This window comes from Sulfurirhabdus autotrophica (assembly GCF_004346685.1).
GTDB classification, from domain to species: domain Bacteria; phylum Pseudomonadota; class Gammaproteobacteria; order Burkholderiales; family SMCO01; genus Sulfurirhabdus; species Sulfurirhabdus autotrophica.
The window spans coordinates 100,250-114,316 of sequence record NZ_SMCO01000002.1; the positions used below are offsets into that span (position 1 = coordinate 100,250).

A 14,067-nucleotide genomic window follows, 5' to 3' on the forward strand; every position below is an offset into this window, starting at 1 on the left:
CTTAAGTATAGTCAATTTCGCATCAATAACAATTCTTAAACGATTCGTTCCGGTTACGTTGAGCGACAAGGCTCAATCCAAGCACAATGAGCCAGGAATCTTTTAACGTTTCCTATAATTCCCATTTTTGGTTTATGACTTCAGCGAGTTACATCTTCAATTGATACGGCAACACCTTTCATTTTGCGCATCCGCAACCACGCCAACATCCCAATAGCAAGGAACACCAACAGACCAAACAGGCTAGCCGATGCGACCACGGGCATCCCAGCCTTCACCATCAGGGTATAGAGACCCACCATGATAATCATCATGAAATTTTCAAACACATTCTGGATTGCTATAGCATGCCCAGAGCCGACGGTTTCATGTCCGCGTTCCTGCAAGAGCGCATTCAGCGGAACAACATAGAAGCCCCCGCACGCGCCGATTAATATCAGCATCATTGCAGCCGTTGGCAAATTGGTGGTATGTGCGAACACCGGGATCAGCAACCCTATTAAAATACCCGCTGGCAGCGCGCGATTGATTGTCTCGAGATTGACGAATTTTGCAGCAGCTGCGGCACCCAGCGCGATTCCAATAGCGACAACTCCGCTTAAGTTTGCCGCCGTGCCGTTATCTGCAATAAACAATGCAACCGGCACCCAGGCCACCAGCAGGAACCTAAGCGTACTGCCACTCCCCCAAAATACACTGGTGCCAAGCATTGAGAACCGCGCGTCTGGATTTCTCACCAATGTATTCAGTGCTATCCAAAAATCATTGATCAGTGCTATGGGCGAAAAAGTTGCAAGCGGATGGGCTGGCGGAAGTTTTGGAATAAACAGATTTGCCAGCCCTGCAATCCCATAGCATGCTGCAACGCCTGTCAGCGCTGCGGTGATCGACCAATCTGCCAACATCCCCCCCAGAACAGCACCCAATAAAATAGCAACGATGGTAGAACCTTCCATCATGCTATTGGCTTTAACCAGCTTGTCAGCACCAACCAGTTCACTGAGAATGCCATATTTTGCAGGAGAATAGGCTGCAGCACCGACTCCAACTAAATTATAGGCAAGCAAAGGGTGCAGTCCGAATAGCATCGCAACTGCACCAGCACATTTCATCGCGTTAGCCACCAGCATCACCCTGCCCTTGGGCCAGCTATCGGCGAACGGGCCTACGAAAGGTGCCAGAAAAATAAAAGCAATGGCAAAAAATCCCTGCAACAGGGGAGTCTGCCAATCAGGTGCCTGTAAAAATTTAAGCATGGCTATTGCTGCAAACAGCAGCGCATTGTCAGCGAGAGCAGAAAAAAACTGGGCCGCAAGCACTGCAATCATTCCACGTGAGAGCAGACTGTCGTTCTGGCTAACTGGTTGATTTGTTTGGATCATGCAAGCTTCCTTTCAAAAAAACGACGTGTTTCGAAAACATTGGACGGGAACTGTCGTTTTCCCAAACTCACCAACCGTTTCAAAGCAAAATCAAACAGCAGCGGATTGTGCAGCCTGACCTCCTGCAAAAACGGTACTGAGGCAGAATCAAGTAGCCCCATATTTGCCAGGTCAGTAGCCGAAAATAAGGGCATGACACCCGGTAATGGGTAGTCAGAACCATTTAGCAAACGCGAATGCCAGTCATCTCGCTGCAAAACGGCTTTAAGTGCCCATACACGGTTGAGCTGAGTCAATGCAGAAATATCGGCATAAAGCTTTTCAGCATACCGAGATTCATCCATCATGCGAGCAAAAAGATCATAGCTTTTCACGCGCGGGCCGTTAGCACCTTGATCAATATCCTGGTCATCGCCATCGGAAGCGCAATGCGCAATGACCACGCGCACACCATGATCCATAGCCCGCCGCAACCGTAGCGGATTCCCAAAATCCTGGTTACCACCCTGCACTGCCAGTTCACGCCCGGCATGACTTATGATAGGCATATCCACCGCTGCCAGCGCTTCATAAAAACGGTCACAGCGAGGTGAAAGCGGATCAATACCCATAGCAGACGGGAGCCATTTAATTGCCTTTGCCCCATCACGTACAGCTGCTTGTACAGCGGCCACGCAATCTGTGCGATAAGGATGAATAGATGCTACCCACTCAAAAGTTTCTGGATGACTATGCGCCACCTGCGCCGCGTAATGATCAGGAATATGGAAAATAGAGCGATTTCGGTCTGGCCGTCCTGCTTCATCATGAAACCAGTCGAAAGCAAACAGCATTGCCTTGAAGCCTGGCCGCATACCCTCAACCAAATTTAACATACGATCAACATAGCTCTGATCAAGGTGTCCAGGCGTATCATGCACGCAACCCGCATTCATATAGAACAGCTTCTGTAATTTCAGTATGGGATGCCACAAACTATCCATCGCGGGGCTAAACCAAACGCCGTTATTAGAATCCCCCCCGCCCACCAGATGCACATGACAATCCCAAACTTGCATTGAGTCCAACCCTGACCACACCGACTGCATCAATGGGTGGTTCGCAACTGATCCGGGCAGATTGGCGAGACAGGGGTTAATGAGGCCTTGTTCCGGCCAAAATTTCCATCCCGCTGAGCTCCCTGCAACAAATCCAAATGCACCCAGCGATCGCATAAAGTTTCTGCGATTCATCAAGCGCTTTCCGACATCTGTTTCAGTGTGACGTAATCAGTTTTACCTGTACCCAGCAATGGCAACTCAGCCATATGTACTATCTTGCGAGCTACGGCCAGTTCATGACTGCCTAGCTCTCTTGCAGCAGCAAGCAGAACTTCACGCGTAAGGCTTGCGTCGGTTGTAAACAGCAGGATATTTTCACCACGTTGCTGATCTGCTTGTGTAGTGGCCGCATGGCTAGAGGCGGGTGATGCAAGATTTGCAATTTGTTCCACCACTTCCAGCGACACCATTTCTCCTGCTATCTTGGCAAAGCGTTTAACGCGACCTAATATGCGCACAAAACCATCAACATCCATATTTACCACATCACCAGTGCTGTACCAGCCGTCTACGGGCGGCTTCAGCACCCCTGGATTATCATGGAAATAATATCCCTTCATGACATTGGGACCGCGAACACTGAGCAGCCCACCCTGAGTAATGCCTGGCACGGCTTCCAACCGGAATTCAAGTCCCGGCAATAACGGCCCTACGGTACCTGCGCTATAAGCCATCGGTGTATTCACAGCCAGCACTGGCGCACACTCTGTAGCACCATAACCTTCCAGAATGCGGATACCAAATTTATCCATCCAGGTTTTACGGACTTCTTCTTTAAGTTTTTCTGCACCTGCTATTACATAACGAAGTTTGTAAAAATCGTAAGGATTCGCGTATTTGGCATAGTTACCAAGAAAGGTGCTGGTTCCAAACAGAACCGTACAACCACGGTCATAAATAATTTCGGGAATGATGCGATAATGCAAAGGGGATGGATAAAGAAAAATCCTGGATCCGGTTACCAAAGGCATAATGCCGCCACAAGTGAAACCAAAAGCATGAAATAGCGGCAGTGTAACCATGAATTTGTCTGATGGAGAAAAATCGACTACGGCTCTAATCTGCGCAATATTGGATAAAATACCACGATGGGTATGTACCACACCTTTGGGCTTTCCTTCCGAACCTGAAGTAAAAAGCACTACTGCAGGATCATCCGGAAGCCCCTGTTGTGCAGCAAGCGTTGGCATCCAGCGGGCAAATCCCATCAACCAGAGCTTATCCCACATATCCAATTGCTTACGCAGATCTTCCAGATAAACAACCTGTATGTTTTTCAGATTGTTCAGATTACTATCCAACTTGGCTGCCTCGACAAACTGGCGTGATGTAATAATAGTACGCACCCCTGCAGCAACGCAGGCATTCTGGATTCCAGCTGTACCAGCCGTATAATTCAGCATAGCGGGCACGCGTCGCATTGCGCTCATGCCAAATATCAAACAAATAGTATTGGTGACATTGGGCAGCATGACCCCCACATTTTCACCAGAAATACTTATCTTGCTCACCAACCTCCCAAGACCAAGGCTTTTTTTCAGCAGTTGACCATAGGACTCTTCGACTTGTTGCATATCTTCCAATAAACGCGTGCTTCTTCCATGAATTTTAATTGCGTCGATAAAAGCGCTGAACAACGTTTGAACAGGGTGCGATGCAAATAACATTTCTTGCATCACGCGACGCATTGCGTCACCTGCCATACGGCGTCGCAATTTGGCGGTGGGTGCATCCGGCATGGCAATGGATGTTGTTGGCAAAATAGAAAGGGTGATTCTGGGAAATACACGGCGCGGATAGTTACCCGATAAACGACTGAAGTAAGAGCGCGCTGCACCATCCAGCCTCACCGGCAGAATAGTGGCACCTGTTTTAGCCGCGACAAAGCCAGGACCATCGTAAACCTTCATCAGGCTTCCTGTCAGGGTAATGCGCCCTTCCGGGAAGATTACTACCGGTTCACCAGCCTCTAATAACTTAATCACTTTTTTCATTGCCAGTGGGCTGGTAGGATCCACTGCCAGATATGGAACGCGGGAAAGCAATAAACGAAAAAAAGGATTATCAAGTACCGTCGTATGCACCAAAAAGGTAGCGCGAAATGGTAGAAACAACCCTAGCAACAGCCCATCTAAAAATGATTCATGGTTGGCTACAACCAGCAGCTTTCCTGTTTTTGGAAGATTCACTTTACCGCGAATCTCAACTCTGAATAGCATTTTGCACAGTAAGCGCAGCAATAGTTTCAGCATGTTATCCCCTATATTTTCTTTTAAGTATTGTTTTTCACGTAATCCAGCACGGCTTGTAAGGTTTCTGAAACCCTGTCCCTGTTAATCCAGAAATACACTTCCTTGCCGATTTTCTCGCTATCCAAAATTCCGGCATGATGTAACACCTTAAGATGGTGTGACACCGCCGTGCGACTTAAAGCTGACACAGAAACCAGTTGTGAAACATTAAGCCGCTCACCAGGTTCAAATGTCAGCAAAATGCGTTGACGTTGCTCGTCCCCCAGCGCAACAAACACACTAGAAACATCTCGCCACTCTTGAGGCAGTTTATGAATATGTTCAGTTAACATGCCTATATGTTTACACTCGTAGTTATGTATGTCAACAACATTTTAAATGTTGCAGCATGATAAACATCTATGCGACTGCTTTAGGCGGCTGAATGAGTATTTATCTAAATGAAAATGGATAATAAAATTTCATTTTAATGAAAATATATTATCCATGTTGAAGTGACCAGCATCTTGCTGAAGTTATCTGAAGCCAGTAAACAATGAAATAACACCTACCTTTTTAATCCTTATTATTTCAGTTTGCGCTTCTTATCCATCATTTCACGAATAATTGGCGTGCAGGTAATCTCCATAGCGTGATCCATTTTCCCCCCAGGCACCACCATGGTATTAGGGCGTGACATAAAAGCTCCATCAATATTTCTCATCAAATAAGGGAAGTCATGTTTTTTGGGTTCACGGAAACGAATGACAACCATACTTTCATCCAGAGTGGGAATATCCCGGGCGATGAATGGATTGGATGTATCCACCAGCGGTACACGCTGGAAATTAATATCGGTTAACGAAAACTGGGGGGTGATGAAGCTGACGTAATCTTTCATACGCCTAAGGATTGTCGCTGTGACAGATTCCACAGTACACCCTTTTTTGCCACAATCGCGATGGATTTTCTGTATCCATTCCAGGTTGACGCTGGGAACCACACCAACCAGTAGATCAACATGCTGAGCGACATCCACACCGTTATTCTGTCTTCCCTGACGACGATCACGAACCACCTTGGGGTTATGCGAAGGACTCATACGCCGGCGTGTCCACGTAGAAGCCACTACACCACCATGCATGCCTTCATAAAACAACAAATCCGATTCTTTAGGCAGTGATTCCCACGGTGTAAATTCGCCAGTTGCCTGTTCATAATCCACCAACTGTTCGCGATCTTTAATATAGCGACGAATCTGACCTACACCCTTCTCCCCATATTCGTTAAACAACATTTCCAGTTTATCGAACAAATTGGCATCTGGGCCAAAATGACTAATCGGATTGCCTGCGACTATCGAGGATTGAATCGCTTTCTGCATTTCACTGCGGTTATAACGAAAAAAGCTGTCCCCTTCAACAAAAGCCGCGTTAATTCCTTCTCTGCGGAAAATATCGCCAAACGCATCTCGAGTCGTTGTCGTACCTGCACCTGATGAGCCTGTAATCGCAATGATAGGGTGTTTTATTGACATGCTTTTATCCTCCGGAACAATAGGCTACCTGAATTAGCCTTATTTCGGCAAGCATCATGTTACAGATAGATTACATACCCACCCTTTATCCCGCTATTTCAATGGAAGTGGAGAAATCAGTCTGCCTACTTTTTTGTCGCCGCCGATCACCTTGAGCGCGAGTATCCAGTAATATTTGAGCATCACCGACCCTGCGGCAATACTGACGACGCCCCTGACTTGATCGTTCCTGTTCGTTAAATTTTAAATCAGCACCGGTAAGATTTGACCTGTTTTCGACATACATTGCGCCTCGCCGCATCATAAGAGACGGTATCAACCGTGCACCCACTCGTTTTGCAGGTAGCACAGACCACACATATTTGACTTCATTGGTCTCTTCAACACCTTCAATTGGCGGAACCCAATTCGAGGTGAATCTCATGCCACTTTATCCTTAACCATTTTTTCTATTATAGACATCACCATCATGTTCATTGATATCCATCAAAAATGATCTATTTTTAAATAAGGATCATCCATTCACGGACTGTTTTCATTGACATCAATAACATGACCACACCACAAACTTATATTGCGTTTACACCCAGAGGTGCCGGTCTGTTATGCGCAGTTACCTACATTGAAATGGATAATCATGTTTTTGGCTGGTGGATTGGTTACCACGATGCCGCCTTTCCCTCCGCATTTTTCAAGCTTGCAAATTTCTTTTCGCTTGAAAATCCCGCTTTTTTTGTTACTGATGGACTGGACATCTATGGTGGGTGGAAATTTAATTATTCTTTGAGCGCGCCAAAGTTAGCCATGCCTATTCCTGTTGAAGATGAGATATGCCATCAGTTGAATCAACAGCAAAATGCATTTATTACAGAATGGTTGTTTTTCAATACAGATGCAGATATTGAAGAGATCAAAGCGTATCATCAAAACGAGTTACCCGTTCAAAACGTCAATATCAAATACAAAAAATTAAACAAGTTGGATCAAAGCAATGTGATCTGGACCTATGCATCAAACAATCTCAGCCAGAATGTTATCGAATACATGGCGTCTCGCTGGCCGCTGGATTATGGCAAACCCTAGCCTGTTTCGCTTTTTGTTGATGTCACCATGTTTCACGAAATCACAGAACTTCACTTCCAAATCACCTAAAATGCCCACCAGCTGAGCTGGCTGATATAATCCCCAATCTAGACAATGCAGGGAGACCCCTGCCCCCCCCATAAAAAGGATACAGATTGCAGAAGTTTATTGTTCGCATTGCTTCTATTAAGCAAGAAACACCTACTATCAAGTCCTTCACATTGGATTATGGTCAACAGGCATTCCAATTCCTGGCCGGGCAATGGATTGATTTATCTGTAGAGATAGAAGGCAAAGTGGAAACCGGAGGCTATTCCATGACGTCATCTCCGCTCAAAAAAGGCACTTTTGAGCTGGCAATCAAACAAGGCGCACGCCATCCAGTGACGCGTTTCATGTATGAACAGGCTCAGGAAGGCGACACTGTCACGGTTTCAACGGGTCAGGGTGTATTCGTTTATGTTCCAGGCATGGGAGAAAAAATTGTCCTGATTGGTGCGGGGGTCGGTGTAACACCGCTCATGAGCATTCTTCGTTTTGTTGATGATGCGGCACTTGAAGTTGACGCCACATTGGTTTACAGCATCCCCACTGCGGACGAATTTCTCTTCCGCACAGATTTGCAGCAAATTGAAACTCATAATCCCCATATTCAGAGTCTTATCACTGTTACCCAGCCAGATCAGGAAAACTGGCAAGGACGAACTGGCCGTATTGACAGTGAATTACTGAAGCAAGCTGGTCTGTCACACGAGACCATGTATTATCTTTGCGGCCCGCAATTAATGATCGAAGATGTTGTGACCGAATTGAAAAATATCGGCGTACCGGAAAGCCGGATTGTGTATGAAAAATGGTGGTAACACAGGTTTCCTGAAAGATATGAAGCAAATATGGGACCCGCAATTTCTTTCACGCTCCCCCATGTTTGAGCCACTGTACGCGATTGCTTCCAGCTTCATGAAACATACTACATGGCCACATCTGCAGGACTATCAGCAGCTATTACATACAACTGAAAAAGCCATTTCCAACCAGAATGGCCAGCCCATCCAATTTGTCCCACAAGGCCAAAAACCGCTGCAGTTTTCCGAGAAATATGAACCAAGAATTTTTCTGACTGGTGAAGTTCAGACTCGCACCCATAACTGGCATGACCTGTTCAATTCGTTAGTTTGGCTGGCCTTCCCCAAAGCTAAAGCCATTATTAATGCACGTCACTACGCCGCTTTCCGATTAAGAAATGGAACTGAAGCGAGTGAAAACAATCGACCAAAGGCTCAGGATGCTATTACATTGTTTGATGAGAGCGGAGTCGTTGTCGCCTATTCCGATGAAAACCTAGCAAACTTACTAAAAGATTTTCAGTGGAAAACATTATTTTGGGAGCAACGCTCTGCCATTCCCTCCGGCATGAAATTATTTCTCTTTGGACATTCTCTCTATGAAAAAGCTTTACACCCATACACCGGAATGACCGGGAAAGGATTGCTCGTAAAAGTAGACAAGCTTTTTTTTGACAAGCCTGTCACTGAACAAGTTATAGAACTGGACGGGAAAATTGCGGCCATTTTGTCAGATGAAAGCAAGCTCACCGCCCCGCAAGCGCTCTCCCCAGTCCCATTACTCGGAATGCCAGGATGGTCAATAGAAAATGAATCTGAAAAATATTATGACAACTCTGATTATTTTCGGCCAGGCAGATTGAACAACTCATCACAACGCGCCTGAAAACCCAATCACAGAAGCATTTCATCTTTTTAATTCCAGAAACCGTTTTTCCTGGATTTAGCCCCTCTTATGCTTGCAACACATCTTGTGTTCAGCTATTCTCAACACACAAATTCACTACTAATAATATCTGAGGAGTTTTGAGCATGAGCAATAAAGTCAATGTTGCCTTATTGGGCTTGGGTAGTGTCGGAGAAACATTTGCCGAAAACTTCCTTGAAAAAATTCAAGAACAGCATATCAACGTAGAAATCGTAGCAGTATCCACGCGCCATATCGACTCTCCGGTTGCCATGGGATTCGCTCACAGCAAAGTGCCAGTTTTTGAAAACGCACTGGATGTCATCAATTTAGGTGATAAAGTGGATATTATTTTTGATCTTACCGGCAACCCTGATTTGCGCAAATCGCTCCGCAACCGCCTGCAGGAAACAAAAAACACCCACACAGTGATTGCACCGGAAGTTGTTGCACATTTGTTATGGAATTTTTTCGGTGAAAAAACCGATATGCCTGAAAGCGAGAAAACAGGTTATTAATTAAATACACAGGCTATGATTACTTGCTTTATCAATCGCAGCCTGTTGCATTAAAATGGTTTGTCCAATAAAACTGCGTACTGGTGATGCGGCATGTAACATCACCCATTACTCCCCTTTACTTTTTCCAAGCCAGAATTCGATTATTTGCTGGCATCGCTTCATCTTGCACCAAAACCATGCCTTGAGATTCAGCCAGTTTATTCACTGCTTCAAAATCCCTAATTGCACTTTTAGCGTTTCTGCCTTTCAACCAGTCATCAAAACGTGCATTGCTTTCAGAAGTATATTGACCGTTGTAATTAAACGGACCATAGAGACATAAAATTCCGCCTGGTTCCAGGATTTTGCCTATGTTTTCAAACATTCTTTCTACTTCCTGCCATGAAACAATATGAACCGTATTCGCATTAAATACAGCGTCCACTTTATCCAGCGACCACTGACTATCATTCACATCCAATGCAATTGGCAGCAACACATTATCCAACACTGATTCTGCAAGCCAAGCGCGAATCCCGGCATGATTTTCCTCCAATTCACTTGTCTGCCAAATTAAATGGGGTAATGCTTGACCAAAATAAACGGCGTGTTGGCCTGTGCCGCTGGCAATTTCCAACACACGTGTTCTATCAGCAAACAAGGGGGTCAGTATTTCAAGAATATGCGCCTGATTACGCTCACAGGATTCAGAATAGGGCTTCATATCAATCACCTTAACAAATCATAAAAAATTTAGATATTTTACATGTGGAAGCCACAGTACCTAAGCCGCATTAAAATTTCATTGTCTATCAATGCATTAAATAAATAATAAATAAACCCTGCAGTCTGCTAAAATGCTGGCTTGAGACGTTTGCTTTCAGTCTTCTCGTCTCTGGCCAACCTGGCCCTTCACATTTTTATCCGTCTGCCTAAGACTGGCGCCGACAACGGCGACAGGCCGATGTTATTCCCGGAGTTATATGTCTTTCGCTACCCTCGGCTTGTCCGAAGAAATTGTCCGTGCTGTCACCGAACGTGGCTACACCGTCCCAACCCCTATTCAGTCACAAGCGATTCCCGCCATTTTATCTGGTGGCGATCTGTTGGCTGGCGCGCAAACCGGTACCGGCAAAACTGCAGGTTTTGTACTGCCAATATTGCATTTACTGACCACTAATGCGGCCAAAGGCCCTTCAGAAGGTCGCCCACCCATTCAGGCACTGATTCTGATTCCTACTCGTGAACTTGCTGCGCAAGTTGAAGAAAGCGTGCGTGAATATGGTAAATACCTGAAACTGAACTCGATGGTAATGATTGGCGGCGTGAACATCAACCCCCAGATCAGCCGTCTGAGAAGCCGTGTAGACATTCTGGTTGCTACACCTGGGCGCCTGCTGGACCATGTGCAGCAAAAAACCCTTGATCTCTCGCACATTAAAATTCTGGTGCTGGATGAAGCAGATCGTATGCTGGATATGGGCTTCATTCGTGATATCAAAAAAGTACTGGCATTGTTGCCTAAACATCGACAGAACCTGCTGTTTTCTGCAACGTTCTCTGATGAAATCAAGGCGCTGGCTGATGGTTTACTCAACAAACCGGCAATGATCGAAGTAGCAAAACGCAATGCTACGGCTGACAAGATTTCGCACAAGGTATATCCGGTCGATCGCGATAAAAAACGTCCTCTGCTAGCCCATCTCATTAAGGAAAATAACTGGCATCAGGTTCTGGTATTTACGCGAACCAAACATGGTGCAAACCAGTTAGCCGAATATTTAACCAAGAATGGTATTAATTCACTCGCTATTCACGGCAACAAGAGCCAATCTGCACGTACCCGCGCGCTGGCAGAATTTAAGGATGGAAGCTTGCAGGTTTTGGTTGCAACCGATATTGCGGCAAGGGGTATCGACATCGCCGACCTGCCGCATGTTGTAAATTACGAACTTCCTAACGTACCAGAAGATTATGTACACCGTATTGGTCGTACAGGGCGCGCGGGGCAGACGGGTGAAGCGGTATCACTGGTTTGCGTAGACGAAATCAAGTTGCAATCCGATATTGAAAGACTGCTCAAACGTGAACTGCCTGAAGAAGTAGTTCCCGGTTTTGAGCCTGACCGCAATGCCAAACCGGAACCTATCCAGAATGGCAGAAGTGGGCTGCCTGGACGTGGTCAGCCACGAGGCCGTTCCAGCAGCAAACCTGCATCTCAAGGACAGGCCAGATCCAATACAGGCCCAGCCAAGGCGGGAGGCGGCGGATTTGGAAGTGCAAAACCAGCTGCAACCCGCAGGCCTGCAGGCCGAGGGCGCTAACCAGTACAGTTATGCCATTAATCTCCCGCCGCGCTTTAATACAAGTTTTTCATGAAAACTATTGTAATGGTGTGGTGGGTGACAGTTCCTTGATGATAGCGGGTTCTATATAATAATTACCACGTCTTTTACTGTACTATCTTTGCTCAAAGCTTAAAGACAATTTTTTTCCATCAGGTGGATCTAACCATCCTGATTATTCACAAAACCTGATAGTTGCTCCGTTTTTTTATATGTTCACGCATTAAACCCATCTGTCTGTATTTCATGCCTCTGAGTTTGATGAAGTAATTTAGGCAATTCTTTAAATAATTTAATATAAGTAAATCATTACCGTAAATATATTTAACTTTTATTAATTACATATCAACTTCATAATTCACACCAACAATCCAGCCTCTGAGATGCACGCTTCTATTAATTTGAGATTGAAGGCTTTCGCAACCGTTGCTTGTTTAGAAGCCGCGTCATTAATTTCCGAATGACTGCAGTTCTGAGTAATATATAAATACGCCAAATAAAAACGATAGAGTTACTTTTAGGAAAAATCATGCAACCACTTGTCGGTCTGATCATGGGATCTGTCTCGGATTGGGAAACACTACAACACACTGCGCAAACCTTGGACAGGTTAAACATTCCACATGAAGTGCAAGTAGTGTCCGCCCATCGCACACCGGATTTGCTATTTGAATATGTCGCCAGTGCAGAAGAGAGGGGCTTGGAAGTCATCATCGCGGGAGCTGGTGGTGCTGCTCATTTGCCGGGTATGGCAGCCGCCAAGACGGCGCTCCCCGTGCTGGGCATACCCGTACAGTCCCAGATGCTCAACGGACTTGATTCCTTGCTTTCTATCGTACAGATGCCTGCTGGCGTGCCAGTTGGTACGCTCGCCATCGGCAAGGCAGGGGCAATTAATGCGGCACTCTTTGCTGCAAGCATTCTTGGCAACAAATATCCTGATATCCGCGTAACATTGGCCGAATTCAGGCGAAATCAGACAGAGGCAGTGCTTGCTCGACCCGACCCAAGGGAGGGTGCATGATCGTAGGTATCGTCGGTGGCGGCCAGCTTGCGCGCATGCTGGCTTTGGCCGGCTATCCACTGGATTTTGAATTCCTCATTCTCGACCCTGTGCCGGATGCCAGCGCTGCGCCATTAGGCGCACATTTATGCGGCAATTATAACGACCGAGCCCTGCTTGCCGATCTTGCCAAACGGGCAGATGTTGTCACATACGAATTTGAAAACGTGCCTCAGGAGAGCATTAAATACCTCGCTGAACACACTGCAGTTCACCCAAGTCACCATACACTTGCCATCGCCAGAGACCGGATGCGTGAGAAGACTATGTTCCGTGAACTCGGCATCCCGACAGCCCCCTTTGCGGAAGTTAATTCTCGAAGCGACCTGGAAAACGCAGTAGCCGAAATCGGCTTACCTGCTGTACTCAAGACCCGAACACTGGGTTACGATGGCAAGGGGCAAACGGTATTACGTAGTCCGGCCGATCTGGATACTGCCTGGAAACAACTGGGCAGCATGCCGCTCATATTGGAAGGATATATACCTTTTGACCGGGAAATATCTGTCATAGCTGTACGCGGGCTTCATGGCGAAACAAAATTTTACCCTATATCAGAAAACACCCATCGCGATGGGGTTTTACTGCTTTCAACAAGCCGCCCTGATGACCCAATGCAGCAACAAGCACAAAACTATGCAAAACGATTGCTGGATTCACTGAATTATGTTGGTGTGCTTGCTCTTGAACTATTCCAGGTAGGCGAAACACTGCTCGCTAACGAAATGGCACCTCGGGTGCACAACTCAGGTCATTGGACTATCGAAGGGGCCGAGACTAGCCAGTTTGAAAACCATCTACGGGCTATTTTGGGATTACCGCTAGGCGCGACAACTCCTGTGGGATACGTTGCCATGGTGAACTTTATTGGCACGATCCCCAAACCTGAACAAGTGCTGGCACTGCCTGGGGCACATTTACATGACTATGGAAAAGAAGCGCGTCCCGGACGCAAGCTTGGCCACGCTACGCTTCGGGCACAAAATGAAAAAATGTTAGCTGAAGGAATCAACCAGTTACTGACACTTGCTCAACCGGAGATCAAAATCTGAGTAAGAAGGGCAATATAAAGCG

14 protein-coding genes are annotated in these 14,067 nt (G+C 46.2%); 7 read left to right on the forward strand and 7 right to left on the reverse strand.

Going from position 1 to position 14,067, the window contains the following annotated elements; all coding sequences use genetic code 11:
• Window positions 1-140: 140 nt before the first annotated feature.
• From lplT to EDC63_RS04725, 6 genes are all read right to left on the reverse strand, one after another.
• On the reverse strand, window positions 141-1,382 hold the full coding sequence (gene lplT / locus EDC63_RS04700; protein WP_124948332.1) for a lysophospholipid transporter LplT: 1,242 nt from the start codon (window positions 1,380-1,382) through the stop codon (window positions 141-143).
• Window positions 1,379-2,614, reverse strand: a complete 1,236-nt coding sequence (locus EDC63_RS04705; protein WP_124948333.1) for an amidohydrolase family protein — start codon at window positions 2,612-2,614, stop codon at window positions 1,379-1,381. The genes lplT and EDC63_RS04705 overlap by 4 nt, the downstream gene beginning before the upstream one ends.
• Window positions 2,614-4,734 carry a bifunctional acyl-ACP--phospholipid O-acyltransferase/long-chain-fatty-acid--ACP ligase gene (aas, locus tag EDC63_RS04710; protein ID WP_124948334.1) on the reverse strand — a complete coding sequence of 707 codons (2,121 nt, stop codon included), beginning with the start codon at window positions 4,732-4,734 and terminating at the stop codon, window positions 2,614-2,616. Before aas ends, EDC63_RS04705 begins: the two co-directional genes overlap by 1 nt.
• Window positions 4,735-4,754: 20 nt before the next feature.
• Entirely contained in the window at window positions 4,755-5,066 is a 312-nt protein-coding gene (locus EDC63_RS04715; RefSeq protein WP_124948335.1) for an ArsR/SmtB family transcription factor, read from the reverse strand.
• A gap of 233 nt (window positions 5,067-5,299) precedes the next feature.
• Window positions 5,300-6,250, reverse strand: coding sequence for a phosphoribulokinase (locus EDC63_RS04720; protein ID WP_124948336.1), 951 nt, complete (start codon window positions 6,248-6,250; stop codon window positions 5,300-5,302).
• Window positions 6,251-6,335: 85 nt separating this feature from the next.
• Window positions 6,336-6,674, reverse strand: a complete 339-nt coding sequence (locus EDC63_RS04725) for a hypothetical protein (protein WP_124948337.1) — start codon at window positions 6,672-6,674, stop codon at window positions 6,336-6,338.
• Window positions 6,675-6,802: 128 nt separating this feature from the next.
• Between EDC63_RS04725 and EDC63_RS04730 the strand changes: the two genes are divergently transcribed.
• The 4 genes from EDC63_RS04730 (at window position 6,803) to EDC63_RS04745 (ending at window position 9,603) form a co-directional block, all read left to right on the forward strand.
• Entirely contained in the window at window positions 6,803-7,333 is a 531-nt protein-coding gene (locus tag EDC63_RS04730; RefSeq protein ID WP_124948338.1) for a hypothetical protein, read from the forward strand.
• Window positions 7,334-7,488: 155 nt separating this feature from the next.
• Entirely contained in the window at window positions 7,489-8,196 is a 708-nt protein-coding gene (locus EDC63_RS04735; protein ID WP_124948339.1) for a ferredoxin--NADP reductase, read from the forward strand.
• 19 nt (window positions 8,197-8,215) lie between these two features.
• Window positions 8,216-9,064: a DUF3025 domain-containing protein gene (locus EDC63_RS04740; RefSeq protein WP_124948340.1), complete on the forward strand. Its 849-nt coding sequence runs from the start codon at window positions 8,216-8,218 to the stop codon at window positions 9,062-9,064.
• Between the two features lie 146 nt (window positions 9,065-9,210).
• The gene (locus EDC63_RS04745) at window positions 9,211-9,603 is read left to right on the forward strand and encodes a hypothetical protein (RefSeq protein WP_124948341.1); all 393 of its coding nucleotides are present in this window, start codon (window positions 9,211-9,213) and stop codon (window positions 9,601-9,603) included.
• A 118-nt stretch (window positions 9,604-9,721) separates the two neighbouring features.
• Here EDC63_RS04745 and EDC63_RS04750 read toward each other — a convergent pair whose 3' ends face one another.
• Window positions 9,722-10,309: a DUF938 domain-containing protein gene (locus EDC63_RS04750; RefSeq protein ID WP_124948342.1), complete on the reverse strand. Its 588-nt coding sequence runs from the start codon at window positions 10,307-10,309 to the stop codon at window positions 9,722-9,724.
• A gap of 259 nt (window positions 10,310-10,568) precedes the next feature.
• Here EDC63_RS04750 and EDC63_RS04755 point away from each other — a divergent pair, with 259 nt between their 5' ends.
• The 3 genes from EDC63_RS04755 to EDC63_RS04765 all read left to right on the forward strand — a co-directional run bounded on the left by EDC63_RS04755 (window position 10,569) and on the right by EDC63_RS04765 (window position 14,045).
• Window positions 10,569-11,909 (forward strand): DEAD/DEAH box helicase, encoded by a 1,341-nt coding sequence (locus EDC63_RS04755; protein ID WP_124948343.1) that lies wholly within the window; start codon window positions 10,569-10,571, stop codon window positions 11,907-11,909.
• A gap of 550 nt (window positions 11,910-12,459) precedes the next feature.
• Entirely contained in the window at window positions 12,460-12,954 is a 495-nt protein-coding gene (gene purE, locus EDC63_RS04760) for a 5-(carboxyamino)imidazole ribonucleotide mutase (protein WP_124948344.1), read from the forward strand.
• Window positions 12,951-14,045 (forward strand): 5-(carboxyamino)imidazole ribonucleotide synthase, encoded by a 1,095-nt coding sequence (locus EDC63_RS04765; protein ID WP_124948345.1) that lies wholly within the window; start codon window positions 12,951-12,953, stop codon window positions 14,043-14,045. Before purE ends, EDC63_RS04765 begins: the two co-directional genes overlap by 4 nt.
• Window positions 14,046-14,067: the final 22 nt, after the last annotated feature.

What these genes read in the sequence shown, in the direction of transcription:
- EDC63_RS04755 (WP_124948343.1), top strand. Translation starts at nt 10,569, where the DNA reads ATGTCTTTCGCTACCCTCGGCTTGTCCGAAGAAATTGTCCGTGCTGTC.
- EDC63_RS04750 (WP_124948342.1), bottom strand. Translation starts at nt 10,309, where the DNA reads ATGAAGCCCTATTCTGAATCCTGTGAGCGTAATCAGGCGCATATTCTT.
- EDC63_RS04715 (WP_124948335.1), bottom strand. Translation starts at nt 5,066, where the DNA reads ATGTTAACTGAACATATTCATAAACTGCCTCAAGAGTGGCGAGATGTT.
- EDC63_RS04730 (WP_124948338.1), top strand. Translation starts at nt 6,803, where the DNA reads ATGACCACACCACAAACTTATATTGCGTTTACACCCAGAGGTGCCGGT.
- EDC63_RS04740 (WP_124948340.1), top strand. Translation starts at nt 8,216, where the DNA reads ATGAAGCAAATATGGGACCCGCAATTTCTTTCACGCTCCCCCATGTTT.
- purE (WP_124948344.1), top strand. Translation starts at nt 12,460, where the DNA reads ATGCAACCACTTGTCGGTCTGATCATGGGATCTGTCTCGGATTGGGAA.
- EDC63_RS04765 (WP_124948345.1), top strand. Translation starts at nt 12,951, where the DNA reads ATGATCGTAGGTATCGTCGGTGGCGGCCAGCTTGCGCGCATGCTGGCT.
- EDC63_RS04745 (WP_124948341.1), top strand. Translation starts at nt 9,211, where the DNA reads ATGAGCAATAAAGTCAATGTTGCCTTATTGGGCTTGGGTAGTGTCGGA.
- lplT (WP_124948332.1), bottom strand. Translation starts at nt 1,382, where the DNA reads ATGATCCAAACAAATCAACCAGTTAGCCAGAACGACAGTCTGCTCTCA.
- aas (WP_124948334.1), bottom strand. Translation starts at nt 4,734, where the DNA reads ATGCTGAAACTATTGCTGCGCTTACTGTGCAAAATGCTATTCAGAGTT.
- EDC63_RS04705 (WP_124948333.1), bottom strand. Translation starts at nt 2,614, where the DNA reads ATGAATCGCAGAAACTTTATGCGATCGCTGGGTGCATTTGGATTTGTT.
- EDC63_RS04720 (WP_124948336.1), bottom strand. Translation starts at nt 6,250, where the DNA reads ATGTCAATAAAACACCCTATCATTGCGATTACAGGCTCATCAGGTGCA.
- EDC63_RS04725 (WP_124948337.1), bottom strand. Translation starts at nt 6,674, where the DNA reads ATGAGATTCACCTCGAATTGGGTTCCGCCAATTGAAGGTGTTGAAGAG.